General features: G+C 68.1%; 34 protein-coding genes. 33 read left to right on the top strand and 1 reads right to left on the bottom strand.

Going from position 1 to position 21306, the window contains the following annotated elements; translation table 11 throughout:
* Positions 1 to 233 precede the first annotated feature (233 nt).
* From tuf to truA, 33 genes are all read left to right on the top strand, one after another.
* On the top strand, positions 234 to 1427 hold the full coding sequence (tuf, locus tag AB0B35_RS24800) for an elongation factor Tu (RefSeq protein WP_360536139.1): 1194 nt from the start codon (positions 234 to 236) through the stop codon (positions 1425 to 1427).
* A gap of 370 nt (positions 1428 to 1797) precedes the next feature.
* Complete coding sequence (gene rpsJ, locus AB0B35_RS24795) at positions 1798 to 2106, top strand: 30S ribosomal protein S10 (protein WP_007073037.1); 309 nt, start codon at positions 1798 to 1800, stop codon at positions 2104 to 2106.
* 11 nt (positions 2107 to 2117) lie between these two features.
* On the top strand, positions 2118 to 2780 hold the full coding sequence (rplC, locus tag AB0B35_RS24790) for a 50S ribosomal protein L3 (protein WP_361049312.1): 663 nt from the start codon (positions 2118 to 2120) through the stop codon (positions 2778 to 2780).
* Positions 2777 to 3421 (top strand): 50S ribosomal protein L4, encoded by a 645-nt coding sequence (gene rplD / locus AB0B35_RS24785; protein WP_361049310.1) that lies wholly within the window; start codon positions 2777 to 2779, stop codon positions 3419 to 3421. Before rplC ends, rplD begins: the two co-directional genes overlap by 4 nt.
* Complete coding sequence (gene rplW, locus AB0B35_RS24780) at positions 3418 to 3720, top strand: 50S ribosomal protein L23 (protein WP_361049308.1); 303 nt, start codon at positions 3418 to 3420, stop codon at positions 3718 to 3720. The genes rplD and rplW overlap by 4 nt, the downstream gene beginning before the upstream one ends.
* Before the next feature lie 13 nt (positions 3721 to 3733).
* A complete protein-coding gene (rplB, locus tag AB0B35_RS24775) occupies positions 3734 to 4573 on the top strand; it encodes a 50S ribosomal protein L2 (RefSeq protein WP_203692228.1) in 840 nt (279 codons plus the stop codon).
* A gap of 16 nt (positions 4574 to 4589) precedes the next feature.
* Entirely contained in the window at positions 4590 to 4871 is a 282-nt protein-coding gene (rpsS, locus tag AB0B35_RS24770) for a 30S ribosomal protein S19 (RefSeq protein ID WP_120317139.1), read from the top strand.
* A 34-nt stretch (positions 4872 to 4905) separates the two neighbouring features.
* Positions 4906 to 5379: a 50S ribosomal protein L22 gene (gene rplV, locus AB0B35_RS24765; protein ID WP_203692227.1), complete on the top strand. Its 474-nt coding sequence runs from the start codon at positions 4906 to 4908 to the stop codon at positions 5377 to 5379.
* Entirely contained in the window at positions 5379 to 6209 is an 831-nt protein-coding gene (gene rpsC, locus AB0B35_RS24760; RefSeq protein ID WP_361049306.1) for a 30S ribosomal protein S3, read from the top strand. The genes rplV and rpsC overlap by 1 nt, the downstream gene beginning before the upstream one ends.
* Before the next feature lie 3 nt (positions 6210 to 6212).
* Positions 6213 to 6638, top strand: coding sequence for a 50S ribosomal protein L16 (gene rplP, locus AB0B35_RS24755; protein WP_203741717.1), 426 nt, complete (start codon positions 6213 to 6215; stop codon positions 6636 to 6638).
* On the top strand, positions 6638 to 6868 hold the full coding sequence (gene rpmC / locus AB0B35_RS24750) for a 50S ribosomal protein L29 (RefSeq protein ID WP_120321522.1): 231 nt from the start codon (positions 6638 to 6640) through the stop codon (positions 6866 to 6868). The genes rplP and rpmC overlap by 1 nt, the downstream gene beginning before the upstream one ends.
* Positions 6869 to 6873: 5 nt before the next feature.
* Complete coding sequence (rpsQ, locus tag AB0B35_RS24745) at positions 6874 to 7152, top strand: 30S ribosomal protein S17 (RefSeq protein WP_203692225.1); 279 nt, start codon at positions 6874 to 6876, stop codon at positions 7150 to 7152.
* A gap of 156 nt (positions 7153 to 7308) precedes the next feature.
* Positions 7309 to 7677, top strand: a complete 369-nt coding sequence (gene rplN, locus AB0B35_RS24740; protein ID WP_117226249.1) for a 50S ribosomal protein L14 — start codon at positions 7309 to 7311, stop codon at positions 7675 to 7677.
* The gene (gene rplX / locus AB0B35_RS24735; protein ID WP_120317134.1) at positions 7674 to 7991 is read left to right on the top strand and encodes a 50S ribosomal protein L24; all 318 of its coding nucleotides are present in this window, start codon (positions 7674 to 7676) and stop codon (positions 7989 to 7991) included. Before rplN ends, rplX begins: the two co-directional genes overlap by 4 nt.
* Positions 7991 to 8560, top strand: a complete 570-nt coding sequence (rplE, locus tag AB0B35_RS24730) for a 50S ribosomal protein L5 (protein WP_360536147.1) — start codon at positions 7991 to 7993, stop codon at positions 8558 to 8560. The genes rplX and rplE overlap by 1 nt, the downstream gene beginning before the upstream one ends.
* Positions 8561 to 8564: 4 nt before the next feature.
* Entirely contained in the window at positions 8565 to 8750 is a 186-nt protein-coding gene (locus tag AB0B35_RS24725) for a type Z 30S ribosomal protein S14 (protein WP_120317132.1), read from the top strand.
* A gap of 70 nt (positions 8751 to 8820) precedes the next feature.
* Positions 8821 to 9228, top strand: coding sequence for a 30S ribosomal protein S8 (gene rpsH / locus AB0B35_RS24720; protein ID WP_120317131.1), 408 nt, complete (start codon positions 8821 to 8823; stop codon positions 9226 to 9228).
* Between the two features lie 12 nt (positions 9229 to 9240).
* Positions 9241 to 9792 carry a 50S ribosomal protein L6 gene (rplF, locus tag AB0B35_RS24715; protein ID WP_360536150.1) on the top strand — a complete coding sequence of 184 codons (552 nt, stop codon included), beginning with the start codon at positions 9241 to 9243 and terminating at the stop codon, positions 9790 to 9792.
* 8 nt (positions 9793 to 9800) lie between these two features.
* Positions 9801 to 10178, top strand: a complete 378-nt coding sequence (rplR, locus tag AB0B35_RS24710; RefSeq protein WP_344350371.1) for a 50S ribosomal protein L18 — start codon at positions 9801 to 9803, stop codon at positions 10176 to 10178.
* A 17-nt stretch (positions 10179 to 10195) separates the two neighbouring features.
* Positions 10196 to 10822, top strand: a complete 627-nt coding sequence (gene rpsE / locus AB0B35_RS24705; protein ID WP_360536152.1) for a 30S ribosomal protein S5 — start codon at positions 10196 to 10198, stop codon at positions 10820 to 10822.
* Between the two features lie 2 nt (positions 10823 to 10824).
* Entirely contained in the window at positions 10825 to 11007 is a 183-nt protein-coding gene (gene rpmD, locus AB0B35_RS24700; protein ID WP_120317127.1) for a 50S ribosomal protein L30, read from the top strand.
* On the top strand, positions 11007 to 11450 hold the full coding sequence (gene rplO, locus AB0B35_RS24695; protein ID WP_203692219.1) for a 50S ribosomal protein L15: 444 nt from the start codon (positions 11007 to 11009) through the stop codon (positions 11448 to 11450). The genes rpmD and rplO overlap by 1 nt, the downstream gene beginning before the upstream one ends.
* Positions 11451 to 11759: 309 nt before the next feature.
* A complete protein-coding gene (secY, locus tag AB0B35_RS24690) occupies positions 11760 to 13088 on the top strand; it encodes a preprotein translocase subunit SecY (protein ID WP_361049303.1) in 1329 nt (442 codons plus the stop codon).
* 70 nt (positions 13089 to 13158) lie between these two features.
* The gene (locus AB0B35_RS24685) at positions 13159 to 13812 is read left to right on the top strand and encodes an adenylate kinase (protein ID WP_361049301.1); all 654 of its coding nucleotides are present in this window, start codon (positions 13159 to 13161) and stop codon (positions 13810 to 13812) included.
* A gap of 240 nt (positions 13813 to 14052) precedes the next feature.
* Positions 14053 to 14877 carry a type I methionyl aminopeptidase gene (gene map / locus AB0B35_RS24680; protein WP_361049299.1) on the top strand — a complete coding sequence of 275 codons (825 nt, stop codon included), beginning with the start codon at positions 14053 to 14055 and terminating at the stop codon, positions 14875 to 14877.
* Between the two features lie 332 nt (positions 14878 to 15209).
* Positions 15210 to 15431, top strand: coding sequence for a translation initiation factor IF-1 (gene infA, locus AB0B35_RS24675; protein ID WP_007073013.1), 222 nt, complete (start codon positions 15210 to 15212; stop codon positions 15429 to 15431).
* Between the two features lie 86 nt (positions 15432 to 15517).
* Positions 15518 to 15631 (top strand): 50S ribosomal protein L36, encoded by a 114-nt coding sequence (gene rpmJ, locus AB0B35_RS24670; RefSeq protein WP_020520458.1) that lies wholly within the window; start codon positions 15518 to 15520, stop codon positions 15629 to 15631.
* 181 nt (positions 15632 to 15812) lie between these two features.
* Complete coding sequence (gene rpsM, locus AB0B35_RS24665) at positions 15813 to 16193, top strand: 30S ribosomal protein S13 (RefSeq protein WP_120317123.1); 381 nt, start codon at positions 15813 to 15815, stop codon at positions 16191 to 16193.
* 44 nt (positions 16194 to 16237) lie between these two features.
* A complete protein-coding gene (gene rpsK / locus AB0B35_RS24660; protein ID WP_120317122.1) occupies positions 16238 to 16645 on the top strand; it encodes a 30S ribosomal protein S11 in 408 nt (135 codons plus the stop codon).
* 14 nt (positions 16646 to 16659) lie between these two features.
* A complete protein-coding gene (rpsD, locus tag AB0B35_RS24655) occupies positions 16660 to 17286 on the top strand; it encodes a 30S ribosomal protein S4 (RefSeq protein ID WP_360536162.1) in 627 nt (208 codons plus the stop codon).
* Positions 17287 to 17376: 90 nt separating this feature from the next.
* Entirely contained in the window at positions 17377 to 18399 is a 1023-nt protein-coding gene (locus tag AB0B35_RS24650) for a DNA-directed RNA polymerase subunit alpha (protein ID WP_120317120.1), read from the top strand.
* Between the two features lie 43 nt (positions 18400 to 18442).
* A complete protein-coding gene (gene rplQ / locus AB0B35_RS24645) occupies positions 18443 to 18928 on the top strand; it encodes a 50S ribosomal protein L17 (protein ID WP_360536164.1) in 486 nt (161 codons plus the stop codon).
* A 111-nt stretch (positions 18929 to 19039) separates the two neighbouring features.
* Entirely contained in the window at positions 19040 to 19894 is an 855-nt protein-coding gene (truA, locus tag AB0B35_RS24640) for a tRNA pseudouridine(38-40) synthase TruA (protein ID WP_361049297.1), read from the top strand.
* A gap of 115 nt (positions 19895 to 20009) precedes the next feature.
* Here the strand turns inward: truA and AB0B35_RS24635 are convergent, their stop codons facing one another.
* On the bottom strand, positions 20010 to 21236 hold the full coding sequence (locus AB0B35_RS24635) for a hypothetical protein (protein ID WP_361049296.1): 1227 nt from the start codon (positions 21234 to 21236) through the stop codon (positions 20010 to 20012).
* Between the last annotated feature and the right edge of the window lie 70 nt (positions 21237 to 21306).

The raw sequence follows: 21306 nt of genomic DNA, 5'->3' as shown, positions 1-21306 counted from the left end.
TTTCAATCCCCCTCCAGTGACGGTTCCCCTCGGCTTGGTACTTTATAACTCTGACTCCGCGCTCGTGGGTGGCGGGGGGCTTCGGGCCGCGGCCCCCCCCCCCCCCCCCCCACGGCTGAGCTCTCCACGGTCTCAGCACAGCAAGGAAGCGCCGGCGACCCCGGCGGGCAAAGGTCCTAAGCGCCAGTCGGCGCCGTCGGGCGAACGAACCAACAGTCCACAGGAGGACACCAGTGGCGAAGGCGAAGTTCGAGCGGACTAAGCCGCACGTCAACATCGGCACCATTGGTCACATCGACCACGGTAAGACGACGCTGACGGCGGCCATCACTAAGGTCCTGCACGACAAGTTCCCGGCACTCAACCCGTACACCCCGTTCGACGAGATCGACAAGGCGCCGGAGGAGAAGGCTCGTGGTATCACGATCTCCATCGCGCACGTCGAGTACCAGACGGAGAACCGGCACTACGCGCACGTTGACTGCCCGGGTCACGCTGACTACATCAAGAACATGATCACCGGTGCCGCCCAGATGGACGGCGCGATCCTGGTGGTCGCCGCGACCGACGGCCCGATGCCGCAGACCCGCGAGCACGTGCTGCTGGCCCGCCAGGTCGGCGTGCCCTACATCGTCGTTGCGCTCAACAAGAGCGACATGGTCGACGATGAGGAGCTGCTCGAGCTGGTCGAGCTGGAGATCCGCGAGCTGCTGTCGGCGCAGGAGTACCCGGGTGACGACCTGCCGGTCGTCCGGGTTTCCGCGCTGAAGGCGCTCGAGGGCGACCCGAAGTGGTCCGACGCGCTCATGGGCCTGATGGACGCGGTCGACTCCGCGATCCCGCAGCCCGAGCGTGAGGTCGACAAGCCGTTCCTCATGCCGATCGAGGACGTTTTCACGATCACCGGTCGTGGCACCGTCGTCACCGGTCGCGCCGAGCGCGGCATCCTCAAGCCGAACGAGGAGGTCGAGATCGTCGGTATTCGCGAGAAGTCGATGAAGACCACCTGCACCGGCATCGAGATGTTCCGCAAGCTGCTCGACGAGGCCCGCGCGGGCGAGAACGTCGGTCTGCTGCTGCGTGGCATCAAGCGCGAGGACGTCGAGCGCGGCATGGTCGTGGTCAAGCCCGGCACGACCACCCCGCACACGGAGTTCGAGGCGTCGGTCTACATCCTCTCCAAGGAGGAGGGTGGCCGTCACACCCCGTTCTTCCAGAACTACCGGCCGCAGTTCTACTTCCGCACCACCGACGTCACCGGTGTCGTCACGCTGCCCGAGGGCACCGAGATGGTCATGCCCGGCGACAACGTCGAGATGTCCGTGAAGCTCATCCAGCCGATCGCCATGGAGGAGACCCTCCGCTTCGCGATCCGCGAGGGTGGCCGCACGGTCGGTGCCGGCCGAGTCACCAAGATCACCAAGTGATCTGCGCGGGCGCCCCGCTCTCGGGCGGGGCGCCCGCACCTTTACGTGTACGCAGGTCGGGCCTGTTTGAGTGAGCCCCGGCACCCTGATTTCACAATGCCGTACCCGATACGGCATAATGAACAGGTTGCGTTGCGGCCGGTCGCGCCCAGTGGGTGTGCCGCGTCGCGTGACGTGGGGGTCTTCGGGCCTCTGACGTGAAGCTCCTGTGATCGGGCGTGATGCCCGTTGAGCCAAGGCAAATGACCTTTTAATAGGGAATCAGTCTGGTTCAGCGCGCGACACGCCCGACCGCGGGGGTCGGACAGGGGGCAGGCCCCACCGTCTGCCGCCGCAGGTAGCGGCTTGAGAGAAGGAAACAGAAGCCACCATGGCGGGACAGAAGATCCGCATCCGGCTCAAGGCCTACGACCACGAGGTCGTCGATTCCTCGGCACGGAAGATCGTCGAGACGGTGACCCGTACGGGTGCTCAGGTCGCAGGGCCGGTGCCACTGCCCACGGAGATCAACCGTTTCTGCGTGATCCGTTCGCCGCACAAGTACAAGGACTCGCGCGAGCACTTCGAGATGCGCACGCACAAGCGTCTGATCGACATCATCGACCCGACCCCGAAGACGGTCGACTCGCTCATGCGACTCGATCTGCCGGCTGGCGTCGACATCGAGATCAAGCTGTAGGGACCGGACTGATGGACAGGCAAGTTAAGGGCATCCTGGGCGCCAAGCTCGGCATGACTCAGGTCTGGGACAACAACAAAGTCGTCCCCGTGACCGTGGTGCAGGCCGGCCCGTGCGTCGTCACCCAGGTTCGTACCACTGAGAAGGACGGCTACCAGGCCGTTCAGCTGGCTTTCGGCGCGATCAACCCGCGCAAGGTGAGCCAGCCCAAGGCGGGCCACTTCGCCAAGGCGAACGTCGCCCCTCGCCGGCACATCGTCGAGCTGCGCACCACTGACGCGGACTCGTACGAGCTCGGCCAGGAGGTCACCGTCGACACGTTCGCGGCCGGTCAGGCCATCGACGTGACCGGCAAGACCAAGGGCAAGGGCTTCGCCGGTGTCATGAAGCGCCACGGCTTCCACGGCCTCAAGGCCAGCCACGGTGTCGAGCGCAAGCACCGCTCGCCCGGTTCGATCGGCGCTTGCGCCACGCCGGGTCGCGTGTTCAAGGGCGTCCGCATGGCGGGCCGCATGGGTGGCGTGCGCTACACCGCGCCCGGCCTCACCGTGCACGCCGTGGACACCGAGAACAACCTGCTGCTCGTGAAGGGCGCCATCCCGGGCCCGAAGGGTGCGCTGGTGCTCGTTCGCACCGCCGCCAAGACGAAGAAGAAGGGTGGTGCCTCGAAGTGACCACGGTTGACGTGATCAGCGCCGAGGGCGCCAAGAGCGGCTCGGTCGAGCTGCCCGCCGACATCTTCGACGTGCAGGCGAACATCTCGCTGATGCACCAGGTCGTGGTGGCCCAGCTGGCCGCCGCGCGCCAGGGCACGCACAAGGCGAAGAGCCGCGGCGAGGTCGCCGGTGGCGGCAAGAAGCCGTACAAGCAGAAGGGCACCGGTCGCGCCCGTCAGGGCTCGATCCGCGCGCCGCAGTTCGCCGGCGGTGGCGTGGTCCACGGCCCGGTGCCGCGTGACTACAGCCAGCGGACCCCGAAGAAGATGAAGGCCGCCGCCCTGCGCGGTGCCCTGTCGGACCGGGCCCGCAACGGCGTGCTGTTCGTGGTCGACGCGTTCGTGGCCGGCGAGACGCCGTCGACGAAGGCCGCCCTCGCGACGGTCGAGAAGGTCGCGGGCGACGCCCGCCGCGTGCTGGTCGTGCTGGGCGCCAACGACGAGATCAACTGGGTGAGCCTGCGCAACCTGCCGCAGGTGCACCTGATCGAGGCCGGGCAGCTCAACACGTACGACGTGCTCGTCAGCGACGCGGTGGTCTTCACCACCGAGGCGCTGGAGGAGTTCCTGGGCGTGCCCGCTGAGGAGGGTTCCAAGTGACGACGATTGCCGACCCGCGCGACGTCATCGTCGCTCCGGTGGTCTCGGAGAAGAGCTACGGCGAGCTCAACCGCAACTGGTACACCTTCCTGGTGCACCCGGACGCGAACAAGACCGAAATCAAGATCGCTATTCAGCAGATCTTCAATGTTCGGGTGCTGACCGTGAACACGCTCAACCGTGAGGGCAAGCGCAAGCGCACCCGCACCGGCTGGGGTCAGCGCAAGGCGACGAAGCGCGCGATGGTGAAGCTCGCCGAAGGCGACCGCATCGAAGCCTTCGGCGGACCGGTGAGCTGAGGGGTATAAGACAATGGGTATCCGTAAGTACAAGCCGACGACGCCCGGTCGCCGTGGCTCCAGCGTCGCCGACTTCACCGAGGTCACCCGGTCGACGCCGGAGAAGTCGCTCGTCGTTCCGCTGCCGAAGAAGGGCGGCCGTAACGTTCACGGCCGCATCACCACGCGGCACCAGGGCGGCGGCCACAAGCGTCAGTACCGTCTGATCGACTTCACCCGGGTGGGCAAGGACGGCGTGCCGGCCAAGGTCGCGCACATCGAGTACGACCCCAACCGCACCGCGCGCATCGCGCTGCTGCACTACGTCGACGGCGAGAAGCGCTACATCGTCGCGCCGAAGGACCTGAAGCAGGGCGACCTGGTCGAGTCCGGCCCCGGTGCCGACATCAAGCCGGGCAACAACCTCCCGCTGCGCAACATCCCGGTCGGTACGACCGTGCACTGCGTGGAGCTGCGTCCGGGTGGCGGCGCCAAGCTGGCCCGCTCGGCCGGCGTCGGCATCCAGCTGCTGGGCCGCGAGGAGGACTACGCCACCCTGCGTATGCCGTCGGGCGAGATCCGCAAGGTCGACGTCCGCTGCCGCGCGACGGTCGGCGAGATCGGCAACGCCGAGCAGTCGAACATCAACTGGGGCAAGGCCGGTCGTATGCGGTGGAAGGGCAAGCGCCCGACCGTCCGTGGTGTCGCCATGAACCCGGTCGACCACCCGCACGGTGGTGGTGAGGGTAAGACCTCCGGTGGTCGCCACCCGGTGAACCCGAAGGGCAAGCCCGAGGGTCGCACCCGCCGCAAGGGCCAGGCGAGCGACAAGCTGATCGTCCGCCGCCGCTACGCCACCCGCAAGCGCGGGTAATAGGGAGAGCTGACAGATGCCTCGCAGCCTGAAGAAGGGCCCCTTCATCGACGACCACCTGCTCAAGAAGGTGGAAGTGCAGAACGAGAAGGGCACCAAGAACGTCATCAAGACCTGGTCGCGGCGTTCGACGATCATCCCGGACATGCTGGGTCACACGATCGCCGTGCACGACGGGCGCAAGCACGTCCCGGTGTTCGTGTCGGAGGCGATGGTCGGGCACAAGCTCGGCGAGTTCGCGCTGACCCGGACGTTCAAGGGTCACGAGAAGGACGACCGGAAGAGTCGCCGTCGCTGACGGCGGACCGTAAACAGGATTTAGGGGAAACACGATGCCTACGAATGACGCGCAGGCCGCGCCGGGCGCCCGTGCGGTCGCCCGCCACGTGCGCCTGTCCGCCACCAAGGCGCGCCGTGTGGTCAACCTCGTCCGCGGTCTGCCCGCGAAGGAGGCACTGACGGTGCTGCAGTTCGCGCCGCAGGCGGCGAGCGAGCCGGTCTACAAGGTGCTGGCCAGCGCCATCGCCAACGCTGAGAACAACGAGCGTCTCGACCCGGACGCGCTGCTGGTCAGCGCCGCCTACGTGGACGAGGGCCCGACGCTGAAGCGGTTCCGGCCGCGGGCGCAGGGCCGGGCGTACCGGATCCGCAAGCGCACCTGCCACATCACCGTCGAGGTGGAGGCAGTCGCGCCGAAGGCGCCGGTCCGCAAGGCCACCGCCGCCGCTAAGGCGACGCCGGCCAAGGCCACCAAGGCCGCCGCGAAGCCCGAGGTTGAGGCCGCCGAGCAGGAGGAGACCAAGTAATGGGTCAGAAAGTCCACCCGATTGGGTTCCGGCTCGGCATCTCGACCGACTGGAAGTCCCGCTGGTACGCCGACAAGCTCTACAAGGACTACATCGGCGAGGACGTCGCGATCCGCCGCATGATGGCCAAGGGCCTCGAGCGCGCCGGTATCTCGAAGGTCGAGATCGAGCGCACCCGTGACAAGGTCCGCATCGACATCCACACCGCCCGGCCGGGCATCGTCATCGGCCGTAAGGGTGCGGAGGCCGAGCGCCTGCGCGGCGAGCTCGAGAAGCTCACCAAGAAGCAGGTCCAGCTGAACATCCTCGAGGTCAAGAACCCCGAGTCGGACGCTCAGCTGGTCTCGCAGGGCATCGCCGAGCAGCTCTCGGGCCGCGTGGCGTTCCGCCGGGCGATGCGCAAGGCGATCCAGTCGGCCATGAAGAACCCCATGGTCAAGGGCATCCGGGTGCAGGTCTCGGGCCGCCTCGGCGGCGCTGAGATGAGCCGCACGGAGTTCTACCGTGAGGGTCGGGTGCCGCTGCACACGCTGCGCGCCAACATCGAGTACGGCTTCTTCGAGGCCCGTACCACCTTCGGCCGCATCGGCGTGAAGGTCTGGATTTACAAGGGTGACGCCGTGCCGGGTCGCGAGACCCCGGCCGAGGCCCCGGGCCGCCAGCGCCGTGAAGGCCGTGGCGGCGAGCGGTCCGAGCGACCGCGCCGTGGCCGTTCGGGTGCCACCGGCACGACCGGTGCAGGCACCGAGGCCGGCCGTGCGGCCGCCGCGGAGCTCACCAAGGACAGCGCCGACGTGGCTCCGGCCGCGGCGGTTGAGCAGGAGGGCTGAACAATGCTGATGCCGCGTAAGCCTCCGAATGGCTTCCGCAAGCCGCATCACCCCGACCGTTCCGGTCGGAGCAAGGGCGGCAACCGGGTGGTGTTCGGCGAGTTCGGCATTCAGGCGCTCGAGCCGGCGTACGTGACCAACCGGCAGATCGAGTCGGCGCGTATCGCCATGACCCGTCACATCCGTCGTGGTGGCAAGGTCTGGATCACGGTCTTCCCGGACCAGGCCCTGACCAAGAAGCCCGCCGAGACCCGCATGGGTTCCGGTAAGGGCTCGCCCGAGTGGTGGGTGGCGAACGTCAAGCCGGGTCGCATTCTCTTCGAGATGGCGTTCCCGAACGAGGAGACTGCTCGTGAGGCCATGCGCCGCGCGATCCACAAGCTCCCGATGAAGTGCCGAATCGTGAAGCGCGAAGTGGGTGAGGCGTGATGGCAGCCGGTACCAAGGCGGCCGAGCTGCGCGAGAGTTCCTCCGAGGAACTGGTCGCGAAGCTGCGGGAGGCCAAGGCGGAGCTGTTCAACCTCCGCGTCCAGGGTGCGACCGGCCAGCTCGACAACAACCGTCGGCTGGATGTGGTCCGTCGCGAGATCGCCCGGATCTACACGATCATGCGCGAGCGTGAGCTGGGGCTCTCGGCCGCGCCTACTGAGGTGGCGTAGGGAACATGAGCGAGACCAACGAGAACGCAGTCGAGCGGAACCGGCGTAAGGTACGCGAGGGTCTGGTCGTCAGCGACAAGATGGACAAGACCGTCGTCGTGGCGGTCGAGGACCGGGTCAAGCACTCGCTGTACGGCAAGGTTCTGCGCCGGACCAGCAAGCTGAAGGCGCACGACGAGCAGAACGCGTGCGGCATCGGCGACCGGGTGCTGCTCATGGAGACCCGCCCGCTGTCCGCCACCAAGCGGTGGCGGGTCGTGGAGATCCTCGAGAAGGCCAAGTGACCCTGCCTCCGGCAGGTTCGCCGGCCGCCTAGCGGCCGAGAAGTTCAGATAGCCGTCCGGTTCGCCCAGCAGGGCGTTCCGGGTGGTTCGAGTTCCGCCAGGCTCCGCCCGCCCTGACCGGGCGGGCGGAGAACCGGCAGACATACAGGAGTTGACGTGATCCAGCAGGAGTCGCGACTGCGAGTCGCCGACAACACGGGTGCCCGGGAGATTCTGTGCATCCGCGTTCTCGGTGGTTCGGGTCGGCGCTACGCGAGCATCGGCGACGTCATCGTGGCCACCGTCAAGGACGCCATCCCCGGTGCCGGTGTGAAGAAGGGTGACGTCGTCAAGGCGGTCATCGTTCGCACCGTCAAGGAGCGGCGCCGTCCCGACGGCTCGTACATCCGCTTCGACGAGAACGCCGCCGTCATCATCAAGGACGGCGGGGACCCGCGCGGCACCCGTATCTTCGGCCCGGTTGGCCGTGAGCTGCGGGACAAGCGCTTCATGAAGATCATTAGCCTTGCCCCGGAGGTGTTGTGACCATGAAGGTCAAGAAGGGCGACAAGGTCAAGGTCATCGCCGGCAAGGACAAGGGCAAGGAGGGTACGGTCATCGCGGCCTACCCCCGGACCGAGAAGATCCTGGTCGAGGGCGTTAACCGGATCACCAAGCACGAGAAGATCCGTACCACCCAGCGTGGCGCCAAGACCGGCGGCATCATCACCCAGGAGGCGCCTATCCACGTCTCCAACGTGATGGTCGTCGAGGACGGCAAGCCCGTCCGGGTCGGCTACAAGATCGACGAGAACGGCGTGAAGACTCGCGTCTCCCGTCGCACCGGCAAGGAGCTGTGATGACGACGGCGACCGAGACCAAGACCATGCCTCGTCTCAAGGAGCGTTACCGCGCCGAGGTTGCGGGCCAGCTGCGCGAGCAGTTCGGCTTCGCCAACCCGATGCAGGTGCCGGGCCTGGTGAAGATCGTGGTCAACATGGGCGTCGGCGAGGCGGCCCGTGACTCGAAGAAGATCGACGGTGCGGTCCGCGACCTCACCGCGATCACCGGCCAGAAGCCGCTGATCCGCAAGGCCACCAAGTCCATCGCGCAGTTCAAGCTGCGTGAGGGCATGCCGATCGGCGCGAAGGTGACCCTGCGCGGCGACCGGATGTGGGAGTTCCTGGACCGGCTGCTTTCGATCGCGCTGCCGCGTATCCGCGACTTCCGCGGTCTGGACGGGCGCAAGCTCGACGGTCACGGCAACTACACCTTCGGTCTGACTGAGCAGTCGGTCTTCCACGAGATCGACCAGGACAAGATCGATGCGGTCCGGGGCATGGACATCACGCTCGTGACCACCGCCAAGACCGACGATGAGGGCCGGGCGCTGCTCAAGCTCCTGGGCTTCCCGTTCAAGGAGAACTGAGCACATGGCCAAGAAGGCGCTGATCATCAAGGCTGCGGCCAAGCCGAAGTTCGCGGTGCGCGCGTACACCCGGTGCCAGAAGTGCGGCCGGCCGAAGGCCGTCTACCGCAAGTTCGGGCTCTGCCGGGTTTGTGTTCGGGACATGGCTCACAAGGGTGAGCTCCCCGGCGTGTCCAAGGCTTCCTGGTAAATCCAAGGCTTCCCCTTCGCCGTAGGCCCGGTGTGACACCGGGAACCGCGGCGAGAAAGGCTGATAAACAATGACGATGACCGACCCGATTGCAGACATGCTCACGCGTCTGCGCAACGCCAACCAGGCGTACCACGACCGGGTGGCGATGCCCTACTCGAAGATCAAGGCGAACGTCGCCGAGGTTCTCAAGGCCGAGGGCTACATCGCCGCCTGGGCTGTCGAGGAGCCCGCCGAGGGTGCCGTCGGCAAGAGCCTGATCGTCGAACTGAAGTTCGGCCCGAACCGGGAGCGGAGCCTGGCCGGCATCCGGCGTGTCTCCAAGCCCGGCCTGCGGGTTTACGCCAAGTCCCCGGAGCTGCCGCGTGTTCTCGGCGGTCTGGGTGTGGCGATTATTTCGACGTCTCAGGGGCTGCTCACCGACCGGCAGGCCCGTAAGCGCGGGGTGGGCGGGGAAGTCCTCGCCTACGTCTGGTGAGGAAGGTCTGCAATGTCGCGAATCGGACGTAAGCCGATCCCGGTGCCTTCCGGCGTCGAGATCACCATCGATGGCCAGACCGTCAAGGTCAAGGGCCCCAAGGGCACGCTCGAGCACACGCTCAGCGAGCCGATCATCGCGGAGCGCGGTGAGAGCGGCGAGCTGCTCGTCACCCGCCCGAACGATGAGCGTCGTGCCAAGGAGCTGCACGGTCTCTCCCGTACCCTGGTCGCCAACATGATCGTCGGCGTCACCGAGGGCTACAAGAAGAGCCTGGAGATCAACGGCACCGGTTACCGTGTCACGGCCAAGGGCGCCGACCTGGAGTTCGCTCTCGGGTTCTCGCACCCGGTCGTGGTGCAGCCGCGGGAGGGCATCACCTTCACGGTGGAGCGGCCGACGCTGTTCCACATCACCGGCATCGACAAGCAGCTTGTCGGCGAGGTTGCCGCCAACATCCGGAAGATCCGCCCGCCGGAGCCCTACAAGGGCAAGGGTGTCAAGTACCAGGGCGAGGTCATCCGCCGTAAGGCCGGTAAGGCTGGAAAGGCAGGTAAGAAGTGACCGCCACGCTGCTCAAGCGCCGCAACGGCGTCGCCGCCAAGCGGGCCGTCGGCAAGGCGCGTCGGCACTTCCGCATCCGCCGGAACCTCAGCGGCACTGCCGAGCGCCCCCGCCTGGTCGTCACCCGCACGCTGCGCCACATCTGGGTTCAGATCGTGGACGACACCAAGGGTCACACCGTGGTGTCCGCCTCGAGCATGGACGCCTCGATCAAGGGCGCCGAGGGCGACAAGAGCGCCATCGCCGGCAAGGTGGGCGCTCTGCTCGCCGACCGGGCGAAGGCCGCCGGAATCACCAAGGTCGTCTTCGACCGCGGTGGCAACCGCTACGCGGGCCGCATCGCGGCTCTGGCGGATGCCGCACGCGGTGCTGGACTCGAGTTCTAGGAAAGGTGGCTGGGATAATGCCAGGACCACAACGCCGGGGCACGGGTTCCGGTAACACTGAGGGCGGCGACCGCGGTGGTCGCGAGCGCCGTGGCCGCGGCGACGGTCGCGGCAACGCGCCCGTCGAGAAGACCCCGCACCTCGAGCGCGTCGTCACGATCAACCGTGTCGCCAAGGTCGTCAAGGGCGGTCGGCGCTTCAGCTTCACCGCGCTGGTGATCGTCGGCGACGGCGAGGGCAACGTCGGCGTCGGCTACGGCAAGGCCAAGGAGGTGCCCGCGGCGATCGCCAAGGGTGTCGAGGAGGCCAAGAAGCACTTCTTCCGGGTTCCCCGGATCGGCTCCACCATCCCGCACCCGGTGCAGGGTGAGGCGGCGGCCGGTGTGGTGCTGCTCAAGCCGGCCAGCGCCGGTACGGGTGTCATCGCCGGCGGCCCGGTGCGTGCCGTGCTGGAGTGCGTGGGCATCCACGACGTGCTGTCGAAGAGCCTCGGCTCCTCGAACCCGATCAACATCGTGCACGCCACGGTCGCCGCGCTGAAGATGCTGGAGTCCCCGGAGGCCATCGCGGCTCGCCGCGGGCTGCCGGTCGAGGACGTCGCGCCGGCCGCACTGCTGGCCGCGCGTGCGGGAGCGGGTGCGTAACCATGGCACGTTTGAAGGTCACCCAGTTGCGGTCCGACATCGGGCGCAAGCGCAACCAGCGCGAGTCGCTGCGTTCGCTCGGGCTCAAGCGGATCAACGACGTGGTGGTGAAAGAGGACCGTCCCGAGATTCGGGGCATGATCTTCGCGGTCAGCCACCTCGTGAAGGTCGAGGAGGTTGAGTAATGACGATCAAGATCCACCACCTCCGCCCGGCGCCCGGTGCCAAGACCGCCAAGACCCGTCTGGGTCGTGGTGAGGGCTCCAAGGGCAAGACCGCCGGTCGCGGTACCAAGGGTACGAAGGCCCGCTACCAGGTGAAGCCGTCGTTCGAGGGTGGGCAGATGCCTATCCACATGCGGCTTCCGAAGATGAAGGGCTTCCGGAACAAGTTCAAGGTCGTGTTCCAGGTCGTGAACCTGGACCGGCTCGCCGAGCTGTTCCCCAACGGCGGCCAGGTCGGCCCGCTGGAGCTGGCCGAGGCCGGTGCCGTCCGCAAGGGCCACCCGGTCAAGGTGCTCGGCACCGGCGAGCTGGGCGGCGTGAAGCTCCAGGTGTCGGCGCACGGTTTCAGCGCCTCCGCCAAGGAGAAGATCGCTGCTGCCGGCGGCTCCGTGACGGAGCTGTAAGAACAGTCGCAGACGTGGCGCCCGACCGACCTAGGTCGGGCGCCACGCTCGGCTTCCGGCCTTTCTGGGCAAGACGCAGGTCGTAGCCACTGGGCACGAGCGCTGCCAAGGCCTAGGCTGGCACAGATATGTGCCGTGCAGACCTGACCATTGAGGGTCGGGACTGTTAGAGTCCGATCCCAGCTACGCGTAAACTGCGCGTGGCGCGGTGAAGGCCGACCGTAACGGTCACGGCTCGCACCACATACCCAGTCACGCCCCTTTACACGACAGCCACCGGCCCCCGGTGCCGCGCGCAGGAGGAAGAAGTTGCTCTCCGCTTTTGTCAGTGCGTTCAAGACGCCTGACCTGCGCAAGAAGATTCTGTTCACGCTCGGGATCATCGCGCTCTATCGCCTCGGTGCCACGCTGCCCAGCCCCGGTGTCTCGTACGGGAACGTGCAGAAGTGCATCACCGCCATGGAGTCGGGTGCCGAGAACGGCGTCTTCACGCTCCTTAACCTCTTCTCCGGCGGCGCTCTGCTGTCCCTGTCGGTCTTCGCGCTGGGCATCATGCCGTACATCACGGCGTCGATCATCCTGCAGCTGCTCACCGTGGTCATCCCGCGCCTGGAGCAGCTCCGCAAGGAGGGCCAGTCCGGCCAGGCGAAGATCACCCAGTACACCCGCTACCTGACCCTGGGCCTCGCCGTCCTGCAGTCCTCGGCCTTCGTGGCCCTGGCGCGCTCCGGCCAGCTGTTCCAGGGCGCGTGCGACGCGTTCCCGATCGTGCCGAACACCCAGATGCCGCAGTGGGTCACGCTGACCGCGCTGGTCGTCACCATGACCGCCGGAACCGGCGTCGTGATGTGGCTCGGCGAGCTCATCACCGACCGCGGCGTGGGCAACGGCATGTCCGTCCTGATCTTCACCTCCATCGCGGCCCGCCTCCCCAGCGAGGGCTGGCAGCTGAAGGAGTCCAAGGGCTGGTGGGGCTTCGTCGGCGTGCTGGCGCTCGTCGTCGTGGTCATCGCGCTGGTGGTGTACATCGAGCAGGCGCAGCGCCGCATCCCGGTGCAGTACGCCAAGCGCATGGTCGGCCGGCGTATGTACGGCGGCACCTCGACCTACATCCCGCTGAAGGTCAACCAGGCGGGTGTCATCCCGGTCATCTTCGCGTCGTCGCTGCTCTACCTGCCCACGCTGGCCCTGCAGTTCATGGACCAGAACAACCCGGGCAAGGTCCAGATCTGGCTGCGCGACTACCTGACCGACCCCAGCAAGTGGAGCTACATCCTGCTCTACTTCCTGATGATCATCTTCTTCACGTACTTCTACGTCTCGATCACGTTCAACCCGACCGAGATCGCGGACAACATGAAGAAGTACGGCGGCTTCGTGCCGGGTATCCGGCCGGGCAAGCCCACCGCCGACTACCTCGACTTCATCCTGAGCCGGATCACCCTGCCGGGCGCGCTCTACCTCGGCATCATTGCGATCCTGCCGAACATGTTCTTCATCTGGCTCGACTCCCAGGCCTACCAGAACTTCCCCTTCGGCGGCACCGCGGTGCTGATCATGGTGGGTGTCGGTCTGGAGACCGTCAAGCAGATCGAGAGCCAGCTCATGCAGCGCAGCTACGAGGGGTTCCTTCGGTGAGCAAGCGGGCGCAGCGGATCGGCGGCGCGTTCTCGCGCCGCCGGTTCGCCGGTTTCAGTGAGGTGCCGTGATGAGACTCGTGTTGGTGGGTCCGCCGGGAGCGGGCAAGGGGACGCAGGCGGAATTCATCGCCTCGCACCTGTCCGTGCCCAAGATCTCGACGGGTGACATCTTCCGGGCCAACGTCTCGCAGGGCACCCCGCTCGGCCTGGAGGCCAAGCGCTACATGGATGCGGGCGGCCTGGTGCCGGACGAGGTCACCATCAACATGGTGCGCGGCCGGCTCGCCGAGGCGGACGCCGCCGACGGCTTCCTGCTCGACGGCTTCCCGCGGACGGTGCCCCAGGCCGTGGCGCTGGACAAGATGCTGGCCGACACGGGCGCGAACCTGGACCTGGTGCTGGAGCTCATCGTCGACAACGACGAGGTCATCCGGCGGCTGTCCGGTCGGCGCACCTGCCACGGCTGCGGCAAGATCTGGCACATCGAGTTCGACGCGTCGAGCCGCGAGGGCCTCTGCGACCGCTGTGGCGGCGAGCTCTACCAGCGCGACGACGACAAGGCCGAGACGATCGCGGAGCGGCTGAAGGTATACGCCCGCGACACCGCCCCCCTGGTCGACCACTACGGCGCGCAGGGCCGCCTGGTCGGGATCGACGCCACCGGGCCGGTGGAGGACGTCACCGAGCGGGCCATCAACGAGCTGCGCTCGTTCAGCGCGTAGCATTGCCTGGCGTTCGGCGGTGGGGCCGGCGCCTGCAGGGATCATGACCGCTCCTGCTGTCCACGTGATGACCGGCACCGGTCGGTTTCGTGTCGGCGGGGCGGCGAGCGCTGCCGCCGTCCGCGTGACGGCGAGCGGCTCGTCCCGCGGACATGAGGCGACGAAAGCGCCGGACGGTCCCCGCCGGGCAGGAATCGCCCGGCGCGACCGTTTCGGCGGGGGAAGGCGACGGCCGAGCACATGGACATCGAGATCAAGACGCCGGAGCAGCTGCACCTGATGCGCGCTGCCGGGCTCGTGGTGGCGGCGGCGCTGGCCGCGGCCCGCGATGCGGTCAAGCCGGGGGTCAGCACCGCCGAGCTGGACGCCGTCGCCGAGGACGTGATCCGGTCGCACGGCGCCATCCCGTCGTTCAAGGGCTACCACGGCTTCCCGGGCACCATCTGCTCGTCGGTGAACGAGCAGATCGTGCACACCATCCCGAACCCCAAGCATGTGCTGGCCGAGGGCGACCTGATCTCCATCGACTGCGGGGCCATCCTGAACGGCTGGCACGGCGACGCCGCGATCACCGTCGGCGTCGGGGAGACCCGTCCGGATCTGCTGCGCATGGCCGAGGTCGCCGAGGACTCGATGTGGGCCGGCATCGCCGCCGCGGCGCGCGGGGTGCGTTCGGGCACCGGACGGCTGACCGACATCTCGTGGGCCGTGGAGTCGGCGGTGCGCAAGGCACCCCGCAAGTACGGCATCGTCAAGGGCTACGGCGGCCACGGCATCGGCACGGCCATGCACCAGGAGCCGCATATCCACAACCACGGCCGTCCCGGCCGCGGCCCGATGCTGATCCCGGGCATGGCCCTGGCCATCGAGCCGATGATCACGATGGGCTCGGCCCGCACCGCCGAGCTGAACGACGGCTGGACCGTCGTCACCACCGACGGCTCCCACGCCGCACACGTCGAGCACTCCATCGGCCTGTTCGACGACGGCGTCTGGGTCCTCACCGCCCCCGACGGCGGCCGCGCCCGCCTCGGCGACCTCCTCACCTCCGCCGCCACCGCCTGACCCCACCCGCCAGCCCGGCCCCGGCCCACCCCTGCCGCACTCTTAAAGAGATGCGCCTGTCCCACCCGCCCTAAGCCGCGAATTTCAAGAGTTGCGGCCGAGGTGGGGGCAGGTGGGTGTGGGGTGCGACACTCCCGGCCGCGGGGGTCGGGGGGTGGTTTGGTATCGATGCAGAGGTGGGCGTAGACTGGCCAATCGGCGCACCGCGTCCACTCCGCCATGCTCCCCGCGCTTCGGGGGTCGGGCGGAACCGCGGCTGGCGTGGTCCGGATCCCGGATCGCGATGGACCAGGTGGGCCGACCCAATTCACCCTAGTCAGGTAGCGGAGGATATGCCGAAGAAGGACGGGGCCATCGAGATCGAGGGCCGGGTTATCGAGCCACTCCCGAACGCCATGTTCCGGGTCGAGCTCGCTAACGGCCACAAGGTCTTGGCCCACATCAGCGGCAAGATGCGTCAGCACTACATTCGCATCCTGCCCGAGGACCGGGTCGTCGTCGAGCTCTCGCCGTACGACCTCACCCGCGGGCGGATCGTCTACCGCTACAAGTAATCGAACTGACTCCACCGGGGTGAGTCCGTGTCCGTCTTTCCCTGGCTCGACGCTGTGCGGGCCGGGAATAGCAGCAAAGGCGAGCCGTGAAGGTCAAGCCGAGTGTCAAGAAGATCTGCAACAAGTGCCGCGTCATCCGTCGGCACGGCCGGGTCATGATCATTTGTGACGACCCGCGCCACAAGCAGCGCCAGGGCTGATTCAGCCTCCTGGCACCGCCTGTAGTTGCAGCACCAGCAATAGCTCGTTCCAGCCGCGGGAACGCTCCGACTCGTCGGACAGCTCTGCGGATCAACCCCCGGTCGGAGGCCGGGGCCCCACCCGGGCAGGTGGGGGATGGATCGGGCGCAGACCTCCGCGAACTACGAGGAGCAGCCCGCAATGGCACGTCTCGTCGGCGTCGATCTTCCCCGCGAAAAGCGGCTGGAGATCGCGCTTACCTACATCTACGGCATCGGCCGCACCCGCTCGGTGGAGCTGTGCTCCGCCACGGGCATCGACCCGAACAAGCGGGCGAAGGACCTCTCCGACGAAGAGGTCGTCCAGCTTCGTGACTACATCGAAGCGAACTTCAAGGTTGAAGGCGACCTGCGCCGCGAGGTCGCCGCTGACATCCGCCGCAAGGTGGAGATCGGTTGCTACGAGGGCATCCGGCACCGCAAGGGCCTGCCTGTCCGTGGACAGCGCACTCGCACGAACGCTCGTACCCGCAAGGGCCCGAAGCGCACCGTGGCCGGCAAGAAGAAGGCCGGCAAGAAGTAAGCCTGTCCCGCTAGCAATCGCATCTAGAAGGAGCGCATAAAGATATGCCACCCAAGGCACGCGCTGGGGCCGCTGTAAAGAAGGTCCGGCGTAAAGAACGCAAGAACGTCTCCCACGGGCAGGCGCACATCAAGAGCACGTTCAACAACACCATCGTGTCCATCACGGACCCGACCGGTGCTGTGATCTCGTGGGCCTCCGCCGGCCAGGTCGGCTTCAAGGGCTCGCGCAAGTCGACTCCGTTCGCCGCCCAGCTGGCCGCCGAGGCCGCCGCGCGTCGCGCGATGGAGCACGGCATGCGCAAGGTCGATGTGTTCGTCAAGGGTCCGGGCTCTGGCCGTGAGACCGCCATCCGTTCGCTGACCGCTGCCGGTCTCGAGGTCGGGCAGATCTCCGACGTCACGCCGCAGCCGCACAACGGATGCCGTCCGCCCAAGCGGCGCCGGGTCTAAGGGGAGATAGACAAATGGCTCGTTACACCGGCGCAGACTGCCGCCGTTGCCGTCGTGAGAAGGTCAAGCTGTTCCTCAAGGGCAGCAAGTGCGATGGGCCGAAGTGCCCGTTCGAGTCGCGCCCCTTCCCGCCCGGCCAGCACGGCCGCGGTCGCACCAAGGAGTCCGAGTACCTGCTGCAGCTTCGTGAGAAGCAGAAGGCCCGTCGTATCTACGGCGTGCTGGAGAAGCAGTTCCGCGGCTACTACGAAGAGGCCAACCGCAAGTCGGGCAAGACGGGTGAGGTTCTGCTGCAGATCCTCGAGTCGCGTCTCGACAACGTGGTCTACCGGGCCGGCCTGGCCAAGTCCCGTGACCACGCCCGTCAGGTCGTGAAGCACGGTCACTTCCTGGTCAACGGCAAGAAGGTCGACATCCCGTCGTACCGCGTCGCCGAGCACGACATCGTCGAGGTCCGGACCAAGTCCCGCGAGCTCACGCCGTTCGTGGTGGCGCAGGCCGAGGCCGGCTCGCGTGGCGTCCCGGCGTGGCTGGAGGTCATCCCCAGCCAGTTCAAGGTTCTCGTTCACTCGCTTCCGGCCCGCCAGGTGATCGACACCCAGGTCCAGGAGCAGCTGATCGTCGAGCTCTACTCCAAGTAGTAGTGCTCTGGCCGGTGCGGCGTCACGCCGCACCGGCCGCCGTTACGCGTGGCGTCAAATAGTGGGCGCCCAACGTATAGGAGTTCACCAGTGCTTATCTCTCAGCGGCCGACTCTCACCGAAGAGTCGATCAACGAGACCCGCTCCCGGTTCACCATCGAGCCGCTCGAGCCCGGGTTCGGCTACACCCTCGGCAACTCGCTGCGTCGTACGCTGCTCAGCTCGATCCCGGGCGCGGCCGTCACCAGCATCAAGATCGACGGTGTGCTGCACGAGTTCACCACGATCCCCGGTGTCAAGGAGGACGTGGTCGAGCTGGTCATGAACGTCAAGGACCTGTGCGTCTCGTCGGAGCACGACGAGCCGGTCAGCATGTACCTGCGCAAGCAGGGCCCTGGCGACGTGACCGCCGGCGACATCCAGCCCCCGGCCGGTGTCTCGGTGCACAACCCGGACCTCAAGCTCGCGACCCTGAACGGCAAGGGCCGGCTCGACATGGAGCTGACCGTCGAGCGGGGCCGGGGCTACGTCACGGCGGCGCAGAACAAGAACGCCGGCGCCGAGATCGGCCGCATCCCGGTCGACTCGATCTACTCGCCGGTGCTCAAGGTGACGTACCGCGTCGAGGCGACCCGTGTCGAGCAGCGCACCGACTTCGACCGTCTGATCATCGACGTCGAGTCGAAGGCGTCCATCTCGCCGCGGACCGCGCTGGCGTCGGCCGGTTCCACCCTGGTGGAGCTGTTCGGGCTGTGCCGCGAGCTGGACGAGACCGCCGAGGGCATCGACATCGGCCCGTCGCCGCAGGACGCGCAGCTCGCTGCCGACCTGGCGCTGCCGATCGAGGAGCTGGACCTGACCGTCCGCTCGTACAACTGCCTCAAGCGCGAGGGCATCAACTCCGTCGGTGAGCTCATCGGGCGCACCGAGGCGGACCTGCTCGACATAAGGAATTTCGGGCAGAAGTCCATCGACGAGGTGAAGATGAAGCTCGCCGGGATGGGTCTGGGGCTGAAGGACTCGGCTCCGAACTTCGACCCGGCCCACGTCGTGGACTCCTACGGCGACGCCGATTACGACACTGACGACTACCGCGAGACCGAGCAGCTGTAACCGAACCTGCCTCGGCAGCTCGGATAGACATCAAGGAGCACCAATGCCCACGCCCACCAAGGGTCCCCGCCTCGGGGGCAGCCCCGCGCACGAGCAGCTGATCCTGGCCAACCTGGCCCAGTCGCTGTTCAAGCACGGCCGCATCACCACCACCGAGACGAAGGCCAAGCGGCTGCGCCCGCTGGCCGAGCGCCTCATCACCAAGGCCAAGCGGGACGACCTCGCGGCTCGCCGCGAGGTCCGCAAGTCGATCCCCGAGCGGGACGTCTTCGTGGCCCTGTTCGAGCAGATCGCCCCGCGCTTCGCGAACCGCAACGGTGGCTACACGCGGATCGTGAAGACCGGCCCGCGCAAGGGTGACGCCGCTCCGATGGCGATCATCGAGCTGGTCGAGGAGCTCGAGGTGGCGGCGCCCGCGGCGCCGGCGAAGGCTGCCAAGGCCCAGGCCAAGAAGGCCGCCCAGGAGGACAAGGTCGCCGTTCTGTCCGGCGAGGCCGGCGACGCCGACGAGGCCGCCGACAAGGCCTGAGTTCTACCGTCGGAGCTCCTCTCCCGCTGCGCACGCAGCCGGGAGGGGAGCTTCGCCGTTTCCGCGGGTTGGCGCCCGCGTTCGTGTCGAGGCGCGTAGGAGGAGCAGGAGATGGCGCGGGTACGGCTGGACGTCGGTTACGACGGCACGGACTTCTCCGGCTGGGCGGCGCAGCCGGGTCGGCGTACGGTCGCCGGGGTGCTGCTGGCCGAGCTGGAGAAGGTGTTCGGGCCGGGCAACCCGGCGGGCCTGACCGTGGCCGGCCGCACCGACGCCGGGGTGCACGCGACCGGTCAGGTGTGCCACGTCGACCTGCCCGACGACCGCTGGCAGGCACTCGCGCCCTCGCTGGTGCGGCGGCTGGCCGGGCTGCTGCCCGGTGACGTGCGGGTGTGGTCGGCCCGTGAGGTGCCGCCGACGTTCGACGCGCGGTTCTCGGCCATGTGGCGGCGCTACGAGTACCGGGTCGTCGATTCGGAGTCCGGGCCGAGCCCGCTGCGCCGCCGCGACACCCTGTTCTGGCTGCGCCCGCTGGACCTGGACCGGCTCAACGCGGCCGCGGCGGGGCTGTGCGGGGAGCACGACTTCGCGGCGTTCTGCAAGCGCAAGGAGCACGCGACGACCATCCGGCACATCACCGCGATGTCGTGGCGGCGTGAGCCGGACGGCGTACTGGCCGCGACGGTGCAGGCCGACGCGTTCTGCCAGGCGATGGTGCGCAGCCTGGTCGGCGCGATGCTGACGGCCGGCGACGGCCGCCGGGAGCCGGACTGGCCCGCTTCGCTGCTGACCCGCACCGAACGCGTCAGCGACGTGCTGGTCGCTCCGCCGCACGGACTGAACCTGATCGCGGTGGGCTACCCGGACGAGGCGGAGTTCGCGGCCCGCGCCGAGCAGACCCGCAACCTTCGCGGCGTGCCCGCGGGCCTACGGGCGGCCGCGCAGCCCGCCGACCGGCCGTCCTGACCGGCTCGGCCGTCACCACCGGCAGCATCGCAACTGCGCAGCTCAGGGCTGCGGCGACGTTAAGAAGGGCACCTTCTACAACGCGGAGCGTTGTGAAGGTGCCCTTCCTTTGTCCTCAGCTGGCGGCGGGGGTGGGAGCGCCGCTGGTGGTGATGGGGTCGCTGGCGCGTTCCTCGAGGACCTTGCCGCGCAGGTAGAACTCGATCACGTCGAAGAGGATCTGCTTGGCGAACGGGTCGCCGATCGGGATCTCGCCGCCGTCGGACCGGGCGATCACGCAGTAGACCAGGTAGTGGCCACGGATGTTCCAGCCGGCGTGGGTCGAGGCCAGGGCCAGCGGCTTGGTGATGCTCTTCTTGTCCTGGCGGTCGGGGGCGTAGCCGAGGAAGCGTCCCTTGCCCTCGTCGACGATCGGCTTGATCGCCTCGTACGCCTTCTCCGCGTTGGCGACCGTGTCCAGGTTCACGATGCCGCCGGTGACCAGGTAGGCCCCGTTCGGGGACCGCATCGTGCCGCGGACCACCTGGGAGCAGCCGAGCTTCGTGATCAGCTTGCTGATCTCGCCGCTGGCGGCCGCCCGGCAGTCGGTGAGCACCTGCGGCTTGATGACCGTGTACACCTCGGTCGGCTTGTTCGGGTCGATGACGATCTGCTTGCCCGGGAAGACCTCGCCCGCGGTGAGCGGCTTCGGGTCGATCTCGCGGGAGGTGATGTCGACGGGCGTGGCGGTCGGCGGCGGCGAGGTGTTCGCCTGCGCGCCGGTGCCCTGCTTCTCGTCCAGCACCATCAGGAAGGATCCGACGCCGCACACGGTCAGCACGGCGAGCACACCGAGCACGCTCAGCGCCTTCTTCCAGCGCGCGGACATGTTCGGGTTCACCGCGAGCCGTTGCCAGCCGGCCGCCACGCCGGGCTCGCCCGCGCCGGCCGGACGCGGCCCGGTGCGCCGCGGCGGGGGCGGCGGGGGCGGCGGTGTGACGGTGGGCCGGGTGGGTGGCGGCGGCACGACCCGCACCGGCATCGCCGGGTTCGGCGCGGTGCGCGGCGGCATGCCGCCGGGCGCGCCGACGCCGGGGGAGACCGGGGTGGCGGGCGGTGCGGAACGCTGACGCGGCTCGGCGACGTTGCGGCGAGGCGGGGCCGCCGTGGGGCCGCCTGGCGCGAATCCGCGGCGCATGGTGGGTGGAGGGTCCTCGACGCCCCGTGGACGCGCCAGCGCGCCGTTGCGGGCACCTGGCGGCTCCCCGGGCACGTTGCGCCGGGGCGGTTCACCGGTCCGCGGCTCGCCGCGGCGCGGCGGCTCGTGTCCGTGCGGTGGGGCCGGGGTGCGCGAACCCGGCACGAGGCCGGGACCCTGCCCGCGGGTGGGCTGCGGCGGCGGCACCGGCCGCCCGGCAGCCCGGCCGGGCGGG

This window comes from Catellatospora sp. NPDC049133 (assembly GCF_040648455.1).
In the GTDB taxonomy this organism is placed as follows: Bacteria; Actinomycetota; Actinomycetes; order Mycobacteriales; family Micromonosporaceae; genus Catellatospora; species Catellatospora aurea.
This window is presented reverse-complemented; position numbering and strand designations above follow the sequence as displayed.